The following is a 16,758-nucleotide window of genomic DNA, read 5'->3' as shown; positions in this document are numbered from 1 at the left end:
GAGAACCACACCATGCCACGCCTTCTGGGACAACGCCCTCCGCATCTCTCGTCGCGCCGTCGCTGACGGCGCCTTCTCGATTCCGAAGCGCTGACCCCCCACCGCAACCACGGAGAGGACTTACATGTTCGACATTCTCAGCAAGTACCGGAACCCCAACCCTGCCAACGGCGCACCCGTCGCCACGATCACCTTGGAGGAGATCGCTCGCCGGTCTAATTCCTCTGTCCTGAAGGCTGCTCAGACCATCGCGAAGGCCGAACGTGTCGGACTCCTGACGCGCGTCGGCCCGAATAGCTGGGCGCTCACAATCCCCGACGACGCGAAGGAGAGCACTCGATGACGAAGACCGGATACACACCGAAGGGGGCCGACACTGGTCGGCCCCACGACATACGTTGGACGTGGACCGACTACGTCACCACGAATGCGGCGACGAAGTACGGCTTCGACGGGGACGCAATGGGGATGCTCTTCGTCGTCTGCGCGAGCGCGAACCCTGACGGGACGTCGGCGGCGTTGTCGGCGGAACAGATCGCGGAACGTACTCGCCAGAAAGACCGGAAGCGCGTCGGCGAAGTCCTCAACTACGCGCGCGAGGCCGGACTTCTGACGCGCGTCTTCGAGCCGAAAGGCGGACGTGGAAACAAGCTGGCGCCGGTCTACTGGCTCACGTTCCCTTGGGAGCCTCACAAGAAGATCGCCTTCGAGGCGTCGAAGCTCCTCGGCGTGGACTACGTCAAGCCGCCAGAGAAGGTGGACGCGGAGATCCTTCGCGAGGAACAGCACTTGCCCCGGACGGCGCGTGCGAAGGCAAGGAAGGAACGGCACGCGGCGGCGAAGGCGAACGAGGAAACTACCCCACCACGGGGGGAGGGTTTTGCTCCCGAGGTGGTCCGCCTGAAGCCGAAGCCGAAGCCGAAGATGCAGCGGAAGGCGAAGGCTGCACCGGCGGCGCAGGGAGCGCCGGACGTTGCGATGGTGCAAGGGCACCGTGTCACCCGTGAACAGTACGAACGCTGGCAAGAGCTGGCGGCGAGTGGCCTACCGGCGGCGGCCGACAAGGTGGAGGAGCTGCGCAAGCACTTCGAGGCAGCGGCGTGAGCGAAAAAGGGGGGGACATAGGTCCCCACCACCCAACACTATTACGGCTGGCCCTACTGCTTAGAACCCTGGGACATAGGTCCCAGGGTTTCTTGCTGGACAGAGTCGCTGCGCTCCTCAACGGCGCACACCTTCGCCGTTGCCACTTCGCCGTTGCGCTCTGTGCCGGACTCCGTCCGGCCATAGCCGTAGACGTCGTTTCCCTCTATGGGTCCCTCCGGGACCCCTCATCCTTAGCGCCGCTGCGTCTCTCGCTCTCAGCAGGACTGCACTCGTCGCGCCGTTGGCGCTCCTCGTCGCAGTGCTAGCCCCTGTCGTCATCACTCATCGGCCCGGCCTCTGCCGGGCCTTCGTCATGAAAGGAACTCACCAGATGATCGTTTCCCATCTCAGCTACGAGGCTCGGCGCGTCGCCGAACCGCTCGCCGAAGTGCTCTCCGGAAGCTTCCCCGTTCGACTGTGCGAGGTCGACCTACACATGGACGCTCTCGACGCCGAGAGCGGCACCGTGTCGGCGACGCTGTACGTCAACGCGAGGAAGGCGACGGACGTACGGCACGTTCTCGACGCTGCGCGTCCGTTCGTCGTCGGCCACTACGTCAACGGGCTGGGCAAGGTCGACGGCGTAAGCCTTGCCCGTCTGAACAAGGTTCACCCGCTCCTCTACTCGCTGTCCGTGCGCTTCTCCGTCGAGGCCAACGTCTACCGTGGTCGCGCCGTCGCTGGCGGCGCCTCCCCCCTGGCGGTCAAGGCGGTGGCTGCGTGATGCTCACTCTCGACACCAACGAGCTTCAGCGGCGTGCCCGTGAGTGGCTGTGCCAGGCGTGCGCTCAGCCTCTGCCCGAGGACTCCTCGGCGAAGCGGATGTACTGCTCCGACCGATGCAGGAAGGCGTTCGATCGGTTCGACGAGGAACAGGCGCACTTCAAGCCGGAGCGGGGACGGACGGAGAAGGCGGAGAAGGAGAGCAGGGTTAACCGTTGCGAGGGCTGCACGGCTGACGTTGTCTCTGGCGCGCGCGGTCCGCTTCGGCGCTTCTGCGATGACTGCCGGAAGCGTCGGCACAGGGTCGGGGCTTCTCGTAGGTACGGGAGGAAGGGCTATCCGAAGTCGGTTCCGAACCGCCAGAAGTACAAGCCTGGTTGGACGTCCCCGAACGGGCAACTCACCCTTGTGAGGCGCATCGAGGGTGACGAGTTCCGAGCGTGGTTCGCGTGCGCTTGCGGGAGCGTCGTCAAGGTGCTGCACATCCGCAACGTGAAGAACGGCGTATCGAAGAACTGTGCCGTTCGGGATTACCACCCCGACCCGAGGACGAAGACCGGCCTCACCTACTCGGGAGCGCACGGCAGGAAGAAGCGCATCGACGGTTCGGCCGGTGAGCACGATTGCTTCTGGGGCTGCGGACGCAAGGCGGAAGACTGGGCGTACTTCCACGCCGATCACTCCGAGCGTGCGGAGCTGTCCGGCCGCGAGGCCGGGCGCATGTTCAGCGAAGGTCCCGAACACTACGTGCCGATGTGCAAGCCCTGTCATGCGCGGTTCGACAGCGCGCATCGCCGACTCAAGGCGGGGACGGCTGGCGTCTCGGGGGAGCATGTGGCGTTCTGGCATACGTTCGTGGCCTGAGGCTAGATCGACCCTGGGGAGAGTGTGCGGATTTTTCGAGGCCACTACCCCAGGGTCGTTCTGTGTCTGCCGAGAAGTCGACCCCCACCCCCTCAAGGGTGGGGTGCCAGAGCGCAGGAGAGCCCACATAGTAGGGGTTTTAGCAGCTCAGGTGTACAGCTAAGTTCCCTCTCCGGATAGCCCTGAGACGTCGGCGCGGTGGGAGCCGCTAAGACGTGGCGGTCTAGCCCGCTGCGCTCAGGGGGTCATACCCCACCCTTTCCGCGCGCTGACCTGCGAAGACTCGCGATTCGCGATGGAACGCCAGACGGAACGGTGACCGGGCGAGCGAACGCATCGGCCGAGCGCTGGCGAAGAGCAGGGCTGAGGGCCACGCTGAACCGAGCTCGCCGCTGAGGACGGGGCAGCGAAGCCGAGCACCCGACAGGCAACGAACGAAGTCCCTGCCCTGAGTTGCGCGCGCTCACGCGCGCGATAGCCGAAGACCTCGGCGACTGTCAGTCCTCAGGATCTTTGACGCTACGGCTTGACAATGCAGTTCGCACTGGTCTCCAGAGGCATCCCGTAGCGCTCGCAGAACTCCGCCGTGTCCGCGAGGTCGGGATCGATCTCCGCCACCCGGACGTCGTCGCGCCCCCGTACCGCCGCCAGGACCGGTTCGGCCAGCAGTTCCGGGTGCTCGTCCGCACGCACCCAGTTCAGTCCATCGGACATGGCACACCCCACTGTCATCGAGAAGGTCGTCGAAGAAGAGCCTCCGAGGAGGGACAGGGCCAGGCTAGCGGCCGTCGGGTCAACGGCCGCCCGCACGGGAACCCGCGACGCCCAGCGCCAGCTCGGCCAGCCCCTCGGCCCGGTAACCCGGCCACCCGTGCACCGCCTCCAGGTACTCCGCGGGGATCGCGCTCGCGCCCCACCGGGCCCCGAGCAGCGCCCCGGCGATGGCCGCCACGGTGTCGGTGTCGTGGCCCGCGCGCACGGCGGCCCGCAGCGCGGGGGCGAAACCTCCCGGTTCGCGCACGACGGCCGACCACGCCGCCTGGAGCGCGGTGACCACGAACCCGTTGTCGCCGAAGGCGTGCGGCGGCCGTTCCCCGGCCTCGTCCAGCCACGCCGCCCACGTTCCGCGCCGCTCCGGCGGCAGCAGGTCCAGACCCGCGCGCACCCCCGCCAGGTCACCGTGCGCGACCGCGTGCCGGATCCCCTCGCACCACAGCACGCAGGCCTCGGCGGCCAGGGGGTCGCCGTGGGTGAGGCGGCTGTAGCGGTCGGCGGCCATGGCCAGGCCCCGGGGATCGTCCGGGTAGGCCAGGGCCAGCGGTCCCGTGCGCATGAGCGACCCGTTCCCGGCGCTCGGCACCCCCTCGGCGAAGCGCGCCGAGGCCGCGCCCTCCATCACCTCGGCGACGTCCGGGCGCCCGTACGCGTGCCCGGACCGGCGCATCACCCACGCGGTCTGGTTGCCGATGTCGGAGGCGCCGTGCTNNNGGCGTCGGCGGTCCGCCGCAGCGCCTCCGGTCCCAGGGGGTCCCCGTGGTCGCGCAGGGACTCGGCGATGCACACGGCCATCTGGGTGTCGTCGGAGTACTCGCCCGGAGCGTAGGGCCCCAGCCCCCCGCCGACCATCTCCGGGACCCGCTCCTCGGGCAGCGGCGGCCCGAACTCGTAGGGCACGCCCAGGGCGTCACCGCATGCGGCACCGAGCAGGACACCGGCCACGCGGTCCTCGATGCTTCCGGGAGGGGGCAGGTTCACAGGGACCTCGCAACGTTTCGGTACCAGGGGTGCTGCGAGTTGACACTACCGGCCGGCCATGGTCCGCAACCGGCCTGATCGCGAACGATGTGGCGAAAAGCGTGGACATAGAATCCGTCCCATGGAGACCCCCGCTCCCGATCCCCTCTTCGGCATCACGCTGCACGAGCGCTACATCATCGGCAGGCGTCTGCGCAGCGGTGCCTCGGGAACCGCCCACATCGCCCACGACCTCGGCAGCGACCAGACCGTCACGGTCACCGTCCTGCACCCGTGGCTGGTCGGCGACCACGCCGCCGTGCACGCGTTCCTGGGACGCGCCCAGACGTTGGAGGGGCTCTCCCATCCGGGACTCGCGCGGGTCCTCGGCCACGGCCGCGACGGCGAGCACGTGTACGCCGTCGGCGAGTACATGCCGGGACAGACCCTCGCCGAGGCGCTGGGCGAGGACGGCGGGGGGCTCCGCTACCCGGCGGACGCGGCGCTGACCATCGTGGCCGGTGCGCTCGCCGCGCTCGACGTCGCCCATGGCGCGGGTGTCGTGCACGGCGAACTCGACCTCGACAAGATCGTGGTGGACGGCGAGGGCGGGGTGCGGGTCACCGGCTTCCCCCTGCTCTTCGACGCCGAGGAGGACGCCGGTCCGGAGACCCGCACCGACGTGCACGCCGTCGGGAGGATCCTGTACACGCTGATGACGGGGGTGCCCGTCGACCCGGAGACCCACCCCCTACGGCCCTCGTCCGTCATCCCCGCGCTGGCGCCCGACCTGGACATGCTGGTCGCCAACGCCACCGACCCCAACCCGCGCTACCGTCCCCGCGACGCGGGCCAGTACCTCACCGTGGTCGAGCAGGTGCTGCGGTCGCTCCCCGGAGCCCCGGCCGATCCCGCCGACGTCGACACCCGTCCCATCCCGGTCGTCACCGACGCCCCCGAGGGGCGGTGGAGAGACCGGGGCGCGCCGGTCCCGCTGTGGCGCCGCGTCCCCGTGCTCGTCGGCGCGGGCGTGCTGGTGCTCGCGCTGTTCGCCGTCGGGTGGGCGGTGGTTCCGGACGACGGCGTCGAGCTGCCCGACGTCGTGGGCGTCTCCACCGAGCGGGCCGAGGAACGGCTGTCCGCGCTTGGCCTGGACCTGGCCGTGCGGTTCGACGAGACCTACAGCGACACCGTCGAGGCCGGGGCGGTCGCCGAGAGCACGCCCGCGCCCGGCAGCGCGGTGGAGCGGGGCGCCGAGGTCCTGCTGTGGGTCTCCGTCGGGCCGCAGTTCACCGAGATCCCCGATGTGGTCGGCGGGACCGAGAACGAGGCGCGCGACACGCTGCGCCAGGCGGGTTTCACCGGTATCGAGATCGTCCAGGAGCACTCCGCCGAGGAGCCCCCGGGCACGGTCCTGTCCACCGAGCCGGCGCCGGGCGAGGAGGGCGACCGCGAGGAGCCGGTCGTCCTCCACGTGAGCGAGGGCGTCATCGTCCCCACCCTGCTGGGCATGTCCCAGGAGGAGGCCGCCGGGGCCCTCGCCGGGCTCGGCCTGACCGTGGAGGTCGTCGAGGCCCACCACGAGACCGTGCCCGCCGGTGAGGTCAGCGGGCAGACCCCCGAACCCGGCACGATCCTGCCCGAGGAGGGCGGCGTCACCCTCACCGTGTCCCTCGGTCCGGAACCGGAGGAAGAGGAGGAACCCGAGGAATCCCCCTCTCCCTCCGAGGAGGAGGGCGAGGACGAGGGCGACCGGGGCGACCACGGTGGACGCGGCAACGGGAACGGCCACGGCAACGGCCGGGGAGAGGGCAACGGCGGTTCCTGCGACGCCCCGGAGTGGGACTCGGACACCGTGTACGACACCGGCGACCGGGTCCGGTACCAGGGGCGTGAGTACGAGGCGCGCTGGTGGGTCAGCGGCTACCCGCCGAACAACGACGAGTGGGGCGTCTGGGAGGATCGCGGGCCCTGCTGAGACGTCGGCGCTACGCGGGCCGGGTGAAGTCACCGGCCCGTTCGCGCGCCCACGCGCGGAAGGTCAGCGCCGGTCGGCCGGTGACCTTCTCGACGTCCCGGGAGACCGGTTCGGGGGTGTCGACGAGGGAGGCCCAGTAGGCGAGCCCGGAGTCCGCGAAGTCCCGGCCCATGGCCTCGGCGATCTCGGCCCGGGCCTCCTCCTCGGGCTGTTCCTCCCAGCGCACCGGTAGTCCCGTCTCCTCCCCGATGATGCGTGCCTGCTCGGCCTGGGGCAGCGACTCGGGTCCGGTCACCGTGTAGGCCCTGCCCGTGTGCCCCTCGTCCAGCAGGGCGCGTACGGCGACCGCCGCGATGTCGCGCTCGTGGACCAGGGAGCGCGACGCCCGGCCGTAGGGGGCGCGGACCACGCCAGTGCGGACCTGGTCGGCCCAGCCCAGGGTGTTCGTGGACATGCCCGTGACACGGAGGAAGGTCCACTCCCGCGCGGAGGCGCGCACGGCGGTCTCCACCCGTCCCCACACGCTGTCGACGTCCTCCCCCGCCTGCACCGCCGAGAAGTAGACGATCCGGCGCGCGTGCCGGGTCAGGGACTCCACCGTCTCCTTCACCCCGGTGGAGTCGTATCCCATCCACAGCAGGAAGGCCGCGGCGGTGCCCTTCGCGGCGGTGGCAACCGACTCCGGGTCGGTGAGGTCGCCCCTGACGACCTCGACGTCCTCGGGCAGCCGTGCCCTTTCCGGGTTCCGTACGAGCGCCCGTACGGGTACCCCCTCGGCGAGCAGCCCCGACACCACGTGGTGCCCGGTGTTGCCCGTGGCTCCGGTGACCAGGATCGGCTGTGCCATGTTCTTCCTCCTACGCGACGAGTGCCCCGGACCCCGGTCCGGGCAGGCACCGGAGTGGTGCCCTGAGGCCACTCTTCTTCCTCAACCAATATTTAGGTCAAGGGGAGTGCGGAGAAGAGGCCGGCGTCCCGAACCCGGCGGAGGCTTCTCCGCGCTGGGGGCGACGGCGCCACCAGTGCCGGGTCAGTGCCGCGCCGATGAGCGCGCCCGTGCAGTTGAGGATCACGTCGTCCACCGAGGCGACGCGTCCGAGGAAGTATTGGAGCGCCTCCACGGTGACCGATACGGCCGCCGCGACGGCCGCCACCCTGCCGAAACCCGCCAACCTGTGCCGCAGGGTCAGCGGCAGCAGCGCCCCGAACGGCATGAACAGGGCGATGTTGCCGCCGTTCTGGTAAAGCCCGGTCAGACCCAGCCCCAGATATGTGATCTCGGAGAAGGGGACGAGCACCAGGCTCCCGCCCGGGCCGCCGGGGTTCACCAGCGTGAGGATGACGACGGGCATCAGCGAGCCCAGGGTCAGGACGTCGAGGGTGCTGTCGCGCGCGGCCCTCTTCCACGGCTGACCGCGGCGCGCCCGGAACCAGGCCAGGGCGAGGGCCAGCACCAAGGCCACGGGAGAGAGGATGACGGCCGTGTCGAGCAGGTCGGTCACCGAGGAGAAACCCATGAAGGCAGCCTACGGACACCGGGCCGTCTCACTCCGCGGCGCGCGTCTCCCGCCGTTCCTGGTACGGACGGCCCGCGTAGGCGGCCCACGCCACCAGGCCCGCACCGGCCGCGGCGTACCCGGCGAGGGCGAACCAGTCGACGGGGAGGTACACGCCGAGCAGGACACAGCCGCTGACCAGGAGGGCGAATCCCACATGGGCGAATCTCCCCTTCTCCATGGTTTCCTTGCCTCTCTTCGTCCCCGCCGGGACTCGTTGGCTCGACGGTCGGTCACGTCCCTGGTTCGTACCCCCCGCAAGCCCCGGCACACCGGCCGGGCCGCGAACCCGCCGGGCCCGGCCCGAACCCGGCGCAACGTTCCCGGACCCGCGTCGGACCCGAGTGCTAACGTCGGCGGTGTGGACAGGCAGGAACGGTCCCCACGCTGGGACTTCGCCGTCGCGCCGCCGCACAGCGCACCGGGAGTCGTCTCGATGGTCGGCTACCGGGGACCGCACGTGCCCGACACCCTGCACCGCGGCCTGCCGTCCTCGACCCTGACGTTCATCGTGTCCCTGGACGAGGGGGTCGAGGCCGCGGACACCGCTGAGGGGCTCGCACACACGCGCCCGAACCCCCTGGTCCTGGGCGGCCTGCACGTGCGGGCCAGCCACGTCCGCCAGCGCCCCGGCCAGGCCGGTGTGCAGATCGCGACGCACCCCCTGGCCTCACGCGCGCTCTTCGGTGTGCCCAGCGCCGAACTCAGCGTGAGCGACTACGACGGCACCGACCTGCTGGGACGCCGTGCCCTGGAACTGCACGACCGCCTGACCGGTACCGGCGGCTGGGAGGAGGCCTTCTCCCTGGTGTCCTCCTACCTGGTCGGACGGTACGGCGACCAGCGCGTCACCGGCCCCCGGCCGGAGGTCGCGCACGCCTGGTACCTCATGGAACGCAGCCGGGGGCGAGCCTCCGTGGAAGCGGTCGCCCGGACCGTCGGGGTGAGCCCGCGCCACCTGGGCACGCTCTTCCACCAGGAGGTCGGGCGCTCCCCCAAGACCGTCGCGATGCTCATGCGGTTCGAACACGCCCGGGCGCGCGTCGCCGACGAGGTGCGGCTGCACGGCCGCGTGGATCTGGCGACCGTCGCCGCCGAGACCGGATACAGCGACCAGGCCCATCTGAGCCACGAGTTCGTCCGCTTCGCCGGGGTTCCACCACGCACATGGCTGTCCGAGGAGTTCCGAAACATACAAGACGGCGGTCACGCGGGCTTCGCAGACTGAGGACATGGCTACGAAGAACCCGACCGTCTGGGTCACCCTGCAAGCGAACGACGCGTCCGCGCTGATCGACTACTACGTCGACACCTTCGGCTTCGTCCAGACCGCGCGCCACGACGCGGACGGGGCCGTCGCCCACGCCGAACTGACGTGGCCCGAGGGCTCCGGCGGTGTCATGCTCGGCAGTTACCGCCCCGGCAGGGACTGGTCGCGCGAACCGGGCACGATGGGCTGCTACGTGGTGACCCCGGACCCGGACTCCCTGTACGAACGCGTCCTGGAACACGGCGCCGACGTCATCCGCCCGCTCGCGAGGACCGACTACGGCGCCCGCGAGTTCGCCGTGCGCGACCCAGAGGGCAACCTGTGGTCCTTCGGCGACTACACGGGCGCGCCCTCCCCGGAGGCCTGACCTCCGCGCGTCACTCTCCCCCGGGCACGGGTGGGTCCCACCGCGGCACTCCGCGTGCGTGGGACCCGCCTCCGACCGACCGGCATCCCCGACCCGGCACCGCGTGTGGGCGCCTCGTACACCAATTCGGGACCGAATGTATGTGACCACTACATGTGAAACGGGTCACCCCGGTTCTACCTTCGGGTTGGCACCCCATCCCCCAGCTCGGGCGGTTGTGTCGGACAGGCGGGTGCCGACTGGAGGAGAGTAATGCGCAAGACCCCCCTGACCGCCGCCTCCTGCGCGGTCGTCATCGCCGTGACCGCCTGCGGAGCCCCCGGGGAGGCCGCCGGGGGAGGCGAGGACGCGCCCATCAGGGTCGGCATCGTCTACTCCGCCACCGGCCCCCTCGCCACCTACGGAGAGCAGTACCGGCAGGGCTTCGAGGCCGGACTCGCGCACGTCACCGACGGGACGATGGAGATCGACGGCCGCCCGATCGAGGTCGAGTACATGGACGACGCGGGCGATCCGACGAACGCCGTCACGGCCGCCCGCGACCTCATCGGCACCGGACACGACATCATCGCCGGGTCCACCGCCTCCGGCATCGCCGTCCAGGTCGCCCCGCTCGCCGAGCAGAACGACATCCTCTTCATCTCGGGCCCCGCCGCCACCGACGCCATCACCGGCATCAACGACCACACTTTCCGCTCCGGGCGCCAGACCTACCAGGACATCCTCACCGCGGGCACCTTCATGGACGACCCCGAGGGCGCGGACGTCGTGGTCCTCGCCCAGCAGAACGCCTTCGGCCAGGACAACGTCGCCGCCGTCACCGAGGTCCTGGAGGGCGAGGGCGCCAGCGTCGACAGTGTGCTGGCCCCGCCGGACGCCACCGACCTCACCCCGTTCGCCGAGCAGGTCAGCGAGGCCGAGGCCGACCTGGTCTTCGTCGCCTGGGCGGGCGAGACCGCCTCCGCCATGTGGCGGGCCCTCGACCAGCAGGGCGTCCTCGACGCCACCGAGGTCGTCACCGGCCTGGACATCAGGGCGTCCTACCCGGTCTTCGGCGAGGCGGGCGGAAGCATCTCCTTCCTCTCCCACTACTTCGACGGCGCCTCCGACACCGAACTCGCCCTGGCCATGAAGGAGGCCGTGGAGGCCGAGGGCGGCACCGTGGACCTCTTCACCCCCGACGGCTTCACCGCCGCCCAGATGGTCGCGCACGCCGCCAGCGCCGGGGACGACGTCCAGGACCGCATCGGGGCCCTGGAGGGGTGGACCTTCGACGGGGTCAAGGGCGAACTCACCATCCGCGCCGAGGACCACGCCCTCATCCAGCCCATGTACCAGGTCGAACTGGTCGGCGAGGGCGAGGACGCCCACCCCGAGCTGACCGCGCAGATCCCCGCTTCGGACGTCGAGCCCCCGGTCGCGGAGCAGGCATGACCAACGGACCCACCGCACCCGCCGGTCCCCACGGACCCGCCGAGGTCCCCGGGACGGTGACCACCACCGCCGTCCCGGTCCTGGCCCTGGAGAACCTGAGCTGGTCGGTCGGCGGCGCCCTCATCGTCGACGACATCACCATGCGCGTGGGCGAGGGCGAGTTCGTCGCCCTCATCGGCCCCAACGGCGCGGGCAAGACCTCCCTGTTCAACCTCGTCTCCGGTCTGACCAGACCCACGGGTGGCAGCGTCCGGCTCGCCGGAACCGACGTCACCCGCCACGCGCCCCACCGCCGCGCCCGGCTCGGTATGGGACGGACCTTCCAGACCTCCAGCGTCTTCGGCGACCTCACCGTCGGCGCCAACGTCGGCCTGGCCGTCCAGGCCCGCACCGGGGAGTCCCGCCGCTTCTGGCGCCCGGCCTCCCCCGACGGCGGTGCCGGGGCCACCGACGTCCTGGACCTGGTCCGCCTCTCCCACCGGTCGGACGTCCTGGCGGGCGACCTGTCCCACGGTGACAAGCGCAAACTCGAACTCGCCCTCCTCCTGGCCCGCCGCCCCCGCCTCATCCTCCTGGACGAGCCCATGGCCGGGGTCAGCGCCGGGGAGATCGACGAACTCACCACCGTCATCGGGGACGTGCACCGCGAACAGGGCTGCACGGTCCTCATGGTCGAACACCACATGGAGGTGCTCCTCGACATGGCCGACCGCCTGGCCGTGATGCACCACGGCGCGCTGCTGGCCCTCACCGACCCGGACTCGGCCATGGCCGACCCCGAGGTGCAGGCCGCCTACCTCGGGGACGGGGCGTGAGCGCCGCGGGGCCGCTGCTGAACGCGGCCGACCTGCACGTGTGGATCGAGGGATCGCACATCCTCCAGGGGGTGTCCTTCGCCGTGCCCGACCGGGGCGTCACCGCGCTCCTGGGACGCAACGGCGTCGGCAAGACCACCACGGTCAAGGCCCTGCTCGGCCTGGTGCCGCGCACCGGCCGGGTGGACTTCGGCGACGTGGAAACCACCGCGCTCCCCACCCACGCCATCGTCACCATGGGCATCGGCTACGTGCCCGAGGACCGCGGTGTCTTCTCCGCCCTCACCGTCGCCGAGAACCTGCGCCTCGCCGAGCGCCGCCCCGGGAAGCCGCGCTACGAACTCGTCCACGAGCTCTTCCCCGAACTGCGCGAGCGGGCCGACCAGCCCGCGGGAACCCTGTCCGGTGGTCAACAGCAGATGCTCGCCATCGGCCGGGCCCTGCTCAACGACAACAGGCTCCTCATCGTGGACGAGCCCACCAAGGGCCTCGCGCCCCGGATCGTCGGCGAGGTCGCCGACGCCGTCGCCCGCGCCGCCGAACAGGTGCCGGTCCTGCTCGTGGAGCAGAACCTGTCCCTGGTCCGCCGGGTCGCCGAGCGGGTCGTGGTCCTGGACGCGGGCCGCGTGATCCACACCGGCCCCGCCCTCGCACTGCTCGACGACCCCGACCGCGTCCGCGAGCTCCTCGGCGTCTCCCGCGCGGCCGCGACCACGGCCGGGAAGGCGACCGCCCCCAGCTCCACCGGCACCACCATGACCGCCAGCACCCCGGACACCACCCCCGCCTCCGGGGCCACCGGCACCGCCGGACCCGACACCCCCGCCTCCGAAGCCGAAGGGAGGCGGACCGCGTGAGCACCGTCATCCTGCTCGTCGTCACCGGGTTCGGCCTGGGAGCCCTGTACTTCCTCATCGCCTCCGGGCTGTCGCTGATCTTCGGCCTGATGGACGTGCTCAACTTCGCCCACGGAGCCTTCCTCGCCATCGGCGCCTACGGCACCTGGTGGGCCGCCAACTTCCTCCCCGGCGCCGGACCGGACGGGCTCGGCTTCCTGCTCGCCGTCACCTTCGGCGTCGCCGCGGGCACCCTGGCCGCCACCCTGGTCGAGCTCTGCGTCATCCGCCCGCTCTACGGCAGGCACCGCGAACAGATCCTCGCCACGGTCGGCCTGAGCCTGGCCGTTCCCGCGCTCATCCAGGCGGTCTGGGGGGCCGACCCGCTCACCTTCCCCAAGCCCGAACTGGTGAGCGGCACCGTCAGCCTCCTCGACGTGCACATCCCCCGGGACCGCTTCCTGCTCATCCTCGCCGCCGTCGCCGTGTTCACCGTCCTGTGGCTGTTCAACTCGCGCACCCGCTACGGGCTCATCGTCCGCGCGGGCGTGCAGGACCGCGCCATGGTCACCGCCCTGGGCATCGACGTGCGCAGGTCCTTCACCCTCGTGTTCGCCATCGGCGGCGCCGCGGCGGCCCTGGCCGGATCCCTGGGCGGCCTGTACTTCGGCGTGGTCACCCCCACCCAGGGCCTGTCCCTGCTGGTCTTCGCGTTCATCGTCGTGGTGATCGGCGGAACCACCTCACTCACCGGATGCGCGATCGCCTCCGTCGCGGTCGGCCTCATCCAGCAGTTCGCCAACTACTACACCGTCGCCGGGCTCGGCGACATCGCCGTGGTCATCGTCCTGGCCCTCGTGCTGCTCACCAGGCAGGGCGGTCTGACCTCGAAGAAGTCCGCGGAGAGGGTGGCATGATGACCGACACCGACGTGGCCGCCCGAGCCACCGGAGCCTCCGGCGCCGGCGGCGACACCGCCGGGCCCCCTGCCGCCGAAAGCGGACGCGGGCGCCGCCTTCCCGCATGGGCGGCCCCGGTCGCCGTCCTGGCGGTGGCGCTCACCCTGCCCTTCTCCACCCTCCACGTACCCGGGCTGTTCGAGGGCGCCCTCAACAGTGCGCCCACCCTGCACCTGCTCGCGTTCTGCCTGGTCTTCGGCGGGCTGGCCACCAGCTACGACCTGCTCTACGGCCGGGTGGGGCTGCTCTCCTTCGGGCACGCCCTCTACTTCGCCTGCGGCGCCTACGTCGCCGCCCTGCTCATGCGGGTGGTCGAACTCCCGCTCGTGTGGTCGGCCCTGATCGCCGTCGTCGGCGGGACCCTGCTGTCCCTGGTCCTGGGCGCCGTCTCGCTGCGCGTCAACGGCATCGCCCTGGCCATGGTCACGCTCGCCTTCGCCCAGGCCGGGTCGATCCTCGTCGCCCGCGACCCCGGCCGCGTGACCGGAGGCGAGGAGGGCCTGTCCCTCAACACCGACATGGTGCCGGACGCCTTCGTGGGCGTGGTCAACACAGTCAACCTGTACTGGCTGGCCGTCGCCTACGCGGCGGTCGCCGTCGGCGTGGTCTGGTGGCTGACCTCCTCTCCCGTCGGCCGCGTCTGGCGGGGCATCCGCGCCAACGAGCAGCGCGTCGCCGTCCTGGGGATCAACCCCCACCCGTACAAGCTGGCGGCGTTCACCGTCGGCGGCGGCCTGGCGTCCCTGGGCGGCGTCACCTACCTGCTGGTCACCGGAGGCGTCACCCCCGGCATCACCACCGCCGAGTTCACCCTCACGCTGCTGGTCATGGTGGCCCTGGGCGGCGCGGGCACCCGCTGGGGCCCGCTGCTGGGCGCGGCCCTGTACACCTACGCCGACCACCGCCTCCTCCAGCTGGGCAGCTCCGAGGCCTTCACCGCGCTGCCCGCGTGGATCGCCGCGCCGCTGTCCCAGCCCCTGTTCATCCTCGGCACGCTGTTCGTGCTGATGGTGTTCTTCTTCCCGGGCGGTCTCGTCGCCCTCCCCGGGCGCGTCCGCTCGGCCATCCGCGACAGGAAGGCCGCACGCACATGACCGACACCCCCGCCTGGACCGACGGGGACGAGCACACCGTCCCCGTCCCCGGGGGCGACCTGGCCGTCACCCGCTGGGGCGACGGCCCCGGGACCCCCGTCCTGGCCGTCCACGGCATCACCGCCAACGGCCACTCCTTCGCCCGCGTCGCCNNCCGCCGCTGCTCGCCCCCGACCTGTGCGGGCGCGGCCGCAGCGGACACCTGACCGGCCCGCGCGGCCTGGCCGCGCACGCCGACGACATGGTCGCCGTACTCGACAGCCACGGAGTGCGCCGCACCGTCCTGGTCGGCCACTCCATGGGCGCGTTCGTCGCCTGCCTGGCCGCCGTCCGCCACCCCGACCGGGTGTCCGGACTGCTGCTGGTCGACGGCGGATACGGGCTCCCCGTCCCGCCGGAGACCGACATCGAGGCCGTGCTCGGCCCGGCCATGGCCCGCCTGCGCATGACCTTCGAGGACCCCGACCACTACCGCCGGTTCTGGCGGGGGCACCCGGCCTTCGAGGGGCGCTGGAACACCTGGACGGACCACTACGTCCTGCGCGACCTGGCCGGGGAACCGCCCGCCATGCGCTCGGCCTGCGACGAGGAGGCCGTGCGCACGGACGGGGCGCAGGTCCTCGCCGACCCCGACGCGCTCGAGGCGATCCACCGGTTGCCCTGCCCGGCCCGTCTGCTGTGGACCGCGCGCGGGCTCATGGACGAGAGCCCGGGGCTGTACACGCCCGAGCGCCTCGCCGGGCTCCCGGAGGACCTGGCCACCGTCGAGCTCCCCGACGACAACCACTACAGCCCGCTGTTCTCCCCGACCGCCGCCCTGGTCGCCGAGCACGTCACCGACCTCGTCCGGGCGGCGGAGGAGGGCCGCGCCGAGGGGTAGGGAGCTGTTCGGAAACGTCACCTGACGTGGGGATCCCTCTCCCGGCGTCCGTCCCCGGTGGACACGGCCCTGCCGCGTACCCGAGAACGGCTCCGCATGGAGTACGGCGCGGTGGCGGCGGGGCGGCCCGGGCACCCGGTCACCGGCGTCTGACCGGCTCCTCCGGCAACACCACCGGGGAGGGAGGCCCACTCCCTCCCCAACTCCCGGGGGTGCGTGAGCGCACCCTCAATCGCCGTTCTGGTCGCCCAACAGGTCCACGCCCCGGTCCAACAGCCCGTGCAGGTGCAGGGCGAGCTGGAGCTCCAGCGCCCGACCGGGGCGCTGCCAGTCCGCCCCGATCAGCTGGCCGATCCGTTCCAGGCGCTGCGCCACCGTGTTCACGTGGATGTGCAGCTCCTCCTTGGCGCGCGACAGGTTGCCCCCGGCCGCGAAGTACGCCCGCAGGGTCTCCACCAGCAGCGTGCCCCGCCTGGCGTCGTACTCCAGCAGCGGGCCCAGCGTCGCCGACACGAACCCCGGCACGTCCCGGTCCTGGCTCAGCAGCAGACCCGAGAACCCCAGGTCCCCGGTGGTGGCCACGTTCCCCTCCCGGCCCAGCGCCCGCAGCGTCTGCAAGCACCGGGACGCCTCGGCGAACGCCTCACGGAACGACGCCGGACCCCCGGTCGGACCGGCCAACCCCGCCGTCACCGGACCGTTCGCCGCCGCCGACAGCTCGTCGGACACCCGCCGCCCCACCGCCGACGGGTCCGTCCCCGGCAGGGCCAGCACCAGGCGGCCCGACCGGCTCCCGGCCAGGCCTCCGGTGGTCTCCGCGACGTGGGTCGCCGCCGAGCGCAACCGTCCCGGATCACCGCCCGGCGCCTCGGCCACCACCAGCACGTGCGGGGCGTCCAGGTCCGCGTGCAGCAGCGCGGCCCGCTGCCGCAGAGACACCGGGTCGCGCGCGGGCACCTCCAGCAGCTCGTCGAGCAGGTCCCCGCGCACCCGGTGCTCGGTCTCGCTCACCGAACGCCGGATGAGCAGCAGGAGCGCGGTCACCATCGCCGACCGCTCCAGCACGCGCTGGTCGGTGGAGTCGAGCTCCACCCCGCGCAGC

General features: G+C 71.5%; 16 protein-coding genes and 3 pseudogenes. 13 read left to right on the top strand and 6 right to left on the bottom strand.

Annotated features, from left to right (window positions below; all coding sequences use genetic code 11):
- Positions 1–124 precede the first annotated feature (124 nt).
- From D455_RS0107625 to D455_RS33695, 4 genes are all read left to right on the top strand, one after another.
- Positions 125–343 (top strand): hypothetical protein, encoded by a 219-nt coding sequence (locus D455_RS0107625; protein WP_017570151.1) that lies wholly within the window; start codon positions 125–127, stop codon positions 341–343.
- Positions 340–1,104, top strand: coding sequence for a hypothetical protein (locus tag D455_RS0107620; RefSeq protein WP_017570150.1), 765 nt, complete (start codon positions 340–342; stop codon positions 1,102–1,104). The genes D455_RS0107625 and D455_RS0107620 overlap by 4 nt, the downstream gene beginning before the upstream one ends.
- Positions 1,105–1,477: 373 nt before the next feature.
- Positions 1,478–1,870 carry a hypothetical protein gene (locus D455_RS0107615; protein WP_017570149.1) on the top strand — a complete coding sequence of 131 codons (393 nt, stop codon included), beginning with the start codon at positions 1,478–1,480 and terminating at the stop codon, positions 1,868–1,870.
- Positions 1,871–2,343: 473 nt separating this feature from the next.
- On the top strand, positions 2,344–2,733 hold the full coding sequence (locus tag D455_RS33695) for a hypothetical protein (protein WP_152487020.1): 390 nt from the start codon (positions 2,344–2,346) through the stop codon (positions 2,731–2,733).
- 528 nt (positions 2,734–3,261) lie between these two features.
- On the opposite strand, the pseudogene D455_RS0107605 reads toward D455_RS33695, so the two are convergent.
- Together D455_RS0107605 and D455_RS29610 are read right to left on the bottom strand one after the other, a co-directional pair.
- Positions 3,262–3,447, bottom strand: a pseudogene (locus tag D455_RS0107605) (YbaK/EbsC family protein); the annotation flags it as partial.
- A 79-nt stretch (positions 3,448–3,526) separates the two neighbouring features.
- Positions 3,527–4,488, bottom strand: a pseudogene (locus tag D455_RS29610) (ADP-ribosylglycohydrolase family protein).
- Between the two features lie 121 nt (positions 4,489–4,609).
- Between D455_RS29610 and D455_RS0107595 the strand changes: the two are divergent.
- Entirely contained in the window at positions 4,610–6,445 is a 1,836-nt protein-coding gene (locus D455_RS0107595) for a PASTA domain-containing protein (protein ID WP_017570146.1), read from the top strand.
- Between the two features lie 10 nt (positions 6,446–6,455).
- Here D455_RS0107595 and D455_RS0107590 read toward each other — a convergent pair whose 3' ends face one another.
- The 3 genes from D455_RS0107590 to D455_RS32580 all read right to left on the bottom strand — a co-directional run bounded on the left by D455_RS0107590 (position 6,456) and on the right by D455_RS32580 (position 8,182).
- On the bottom strand, positions 6,456–7,292 hold the full coding sequence (locus D455_RS0107590) for an SDR family oxidoreductase (RefSeq protein WP_017570145.1): 837 nt from the start codon (positions 7,290–7,292) through the stop codon (positions 6,456–6,458).
- A gap of 97 nt (positions 7,293–7,389) precedes the next feature.
- Positions 7,390–7,962 carry a VanZ family protein gene (locus D455_RS32105; protein ID WP_017570144.1) on the bottom strand — a complete coding sequence of 191 codons (573 nt, stop codon included), beginning with the start codon at positions 7,960–7,962 and terminating at the stop codon, positions 7,390–7,392.
- A 28-nt stretch (positions 7,963–7,990) separates the two neighbouring features.
- Positions 7,991–8,182: a hypothetical protein gene (locus tag D455_RS32580; protein ID WP_083922161.1), complete on the bottom strand. Its 192-nt coding sequence runs from the start codon at positions 8,180–8,182 to the stop codon at positions 7,991–7,993.
- A gap of 180 nt (positions 8,183–8,362) precedes the next feature.
- Here D455_RS32580 and D455_RS29600 point away from each other — a divergent pair, with 180 nt between their 5' ends.
- From D455_RS29600 to D455_RS29595, 8 genes and pseudogenes are all read left to right on the top strand, one after another.
- Positions 8,363–9,229 carry a helix-turn-helix domain-containing protein gene (locus D455_RS29600; RefSeq protein ID WP_206539251.1) on the top strand — a complete coding sequence of 289 codons (867 nt, stop codon included), beginning with the start codon at positions 8,363–8,365 and terminating at the stop codon, positions 9,227–9,229.
- A 4-nt stretch (positions 9,230–9,233) separates the two neighbouring features.
- Entirely contained in the window at positions 9,234–9,638 is a 405-nt protein-coding gene (locus D455_RS0107570) for a VOC family protein (RefSeq protein WP_017570141.1), read from the top strand.
- Positions 9,639–9,890: 252 nt separating this feature from the next.
- Entirely contained in the window at positions 9,891–11,072 is a 1,182-nt protein-coding gene (locus D455_RS0107565; RefSeq protein ID WP_017570140.1) for a substrate-binding domain-containing protein, read from the top strand.
- Positions 11,069–11,887 (top strand): ABC transporter ATP-binding protein, encoded by an 819-nt coding sequence (locus D455_RS0107560; RefSeq protein WP_017570139.1) that lies wholly within the window; start codon positions 11,069–11,071, stop codon positions 11,885–11,887. The genes D455_RS0107565 and D455_RS0107560 overlap by 4 nt, the downstream gene beginning before the upstream one ends.
- Positions 11,884–12,744: an ABC transporter ATP-binding protein gene (locus D455_RS0107555; protein WP_017570138.1), complete on the top strand. Its 861-nt coding sequence runs from the start codon at positions 11,884–11,886 to the stop codon at positions 12,742–12,744. Before D455_RS0107560 ends, D455_RS0107555 begins: the two co-directional genes overlap by 4 nt.
- Positions 12,741–13,640, top strand: a complete 900-nt coding sequence (locus tag D455_RS0107550) for a branched-chain amino acid ABC transporter permease (protein ID WP_017570137.1) — start codon at positions 12,741–12,743, stop codon at positions 13,638–13,640. The genes D455_RS0107555 and D455_RS0107550 overlap by 4 nt, the downstream gene beginning before the upstream one ends.
- On the top strand, positions 13,637–14,776 hold the full coding sequence (locus tag D455_RS0107545; RefSeq protein WP_026122416.1) for a branched-chain amino acid ABC transporter permease: 1,140 nt from the start codon (positions 13,637–13,639) through the stop codon (positions 14,774–14,776). Before D455_RS0107550 ends, D455_RS0107545 begins: the two co-directional genes overlap by 4 nt.
- A pseudogene (locus D455_RS29595) lies at positions 14,773–15,656 on the top strand (alpha/beta fold hydrolase). The gene D455_RS0107545 and the pseudogene D455_RS29595 overlap by 4 nt, the downstream one beginning before the upstream one ends.
- Before the next feature lie 228 nt (positions 15,657–15,884).
- Here the strand turns inward: D455_RS29595 and D455_RS0107535 are convergent.
- The coding region (locus D455_RS0107535) for a PucR family transcriptional regulator (RefSeq protein WP_017570135.1) at positions 15,885–16,758 on the bottom strand (874 nt) is incomplete at its 5' end.

Origin of the sequence: Nocardiopsis halotolerans DSM 44410, assembly GCF_000341065.1 — a bacterium.
In the GTDB taxonomy this organism is placed as follows: domain Bacteria; phylum Actinomycetota; class Actinomycetes; order Streptosporangiales; family Streptosporangiaceae; genus Nocardiopsis; species Nocardiopsis halotolerans.
Note: the sequence above shows the minus strand (reverse complement) of the source record. Positions and strands in the feature narration are given on the sequence as shown.

Bases quoted from the DNA above. Each gene is read 5' to 3' on its own strand.
- D455_RS0107625 (WP_017570151.1), top strand. From the start codon at position 125: ATGTTCGACATTCTCAGCAAGTACCGGAACCCCAACCCTGCCAACGGC.
- D455_RS32580 (WP_083922161.1), bottom strand. From the start codon at position 8,182: ATGGAGAAGGGGAGATTCGCCCATGTGGGATTCGCCCTCCTGGTCAGC.
- D455_RS0107620 (WP_017570150.1), top strand. From the start codon at position 340: ATGACGAAGACCGGATACACACCGAAGGGGGCCGACACTGGTCGGCCC.
- D455_RS0107595 (WP_017570146.1), top strand. From the start codon at position 4,610: ATGGAGACCCCCGCTCCCGATCCCCTCTTCGGCATCACGCTGCACGAG.
- D455_RS0107565 (WP_017570140.1), top strand. From the start codon at position 9,891: ATGCGCAAGACCCCCCTGACCGCCGCCTCCTGCGCGGTCGTCATCGCC.
- D455_RS0107615 (WP_017570149.1), top strand. From the start codon at position 1,478: ATGATCGTTTCCCATCTCAGCTACGAGGCTCGGCGCGTCGCCGAACCG.
- D455_RS0107570 (WP_017570141.1), top strand. From the start codon at position 9,234: ATGGCTACGAAGAACCCGACCGTCTGGGTCACCCTGCAAGCGAACGAC.
- D455_RS0107560 (WP_017570139.1), top strand. From the start codon at position 11,069: ATGACCAACGGACCCACCGCACCCGCCGGTCCCCACGGACCCGCCGAG.
- D455_RS0107590 (WP_017570145.1), bottom strand. From the start codon at position 7,292: ATGGCACAGCCGATCCTGGTCACCGGAGCCACGGGCAACACCGGGCAC.
- D455_RS0107545 (WP_026122416.1), top strand. From the start codon at position 13,637: ATGATGACCGACACCGACGTGGCCGCCCGAGCCACCGGAGCCTCCGGC.
- D455_RS32105 (WP_017570144.1), bottom strand. From the start codon at position 7,962: ATGGGTTTCTCCTCGGTGACCGACCTGCTCGACACGGCCGTCATCCTC.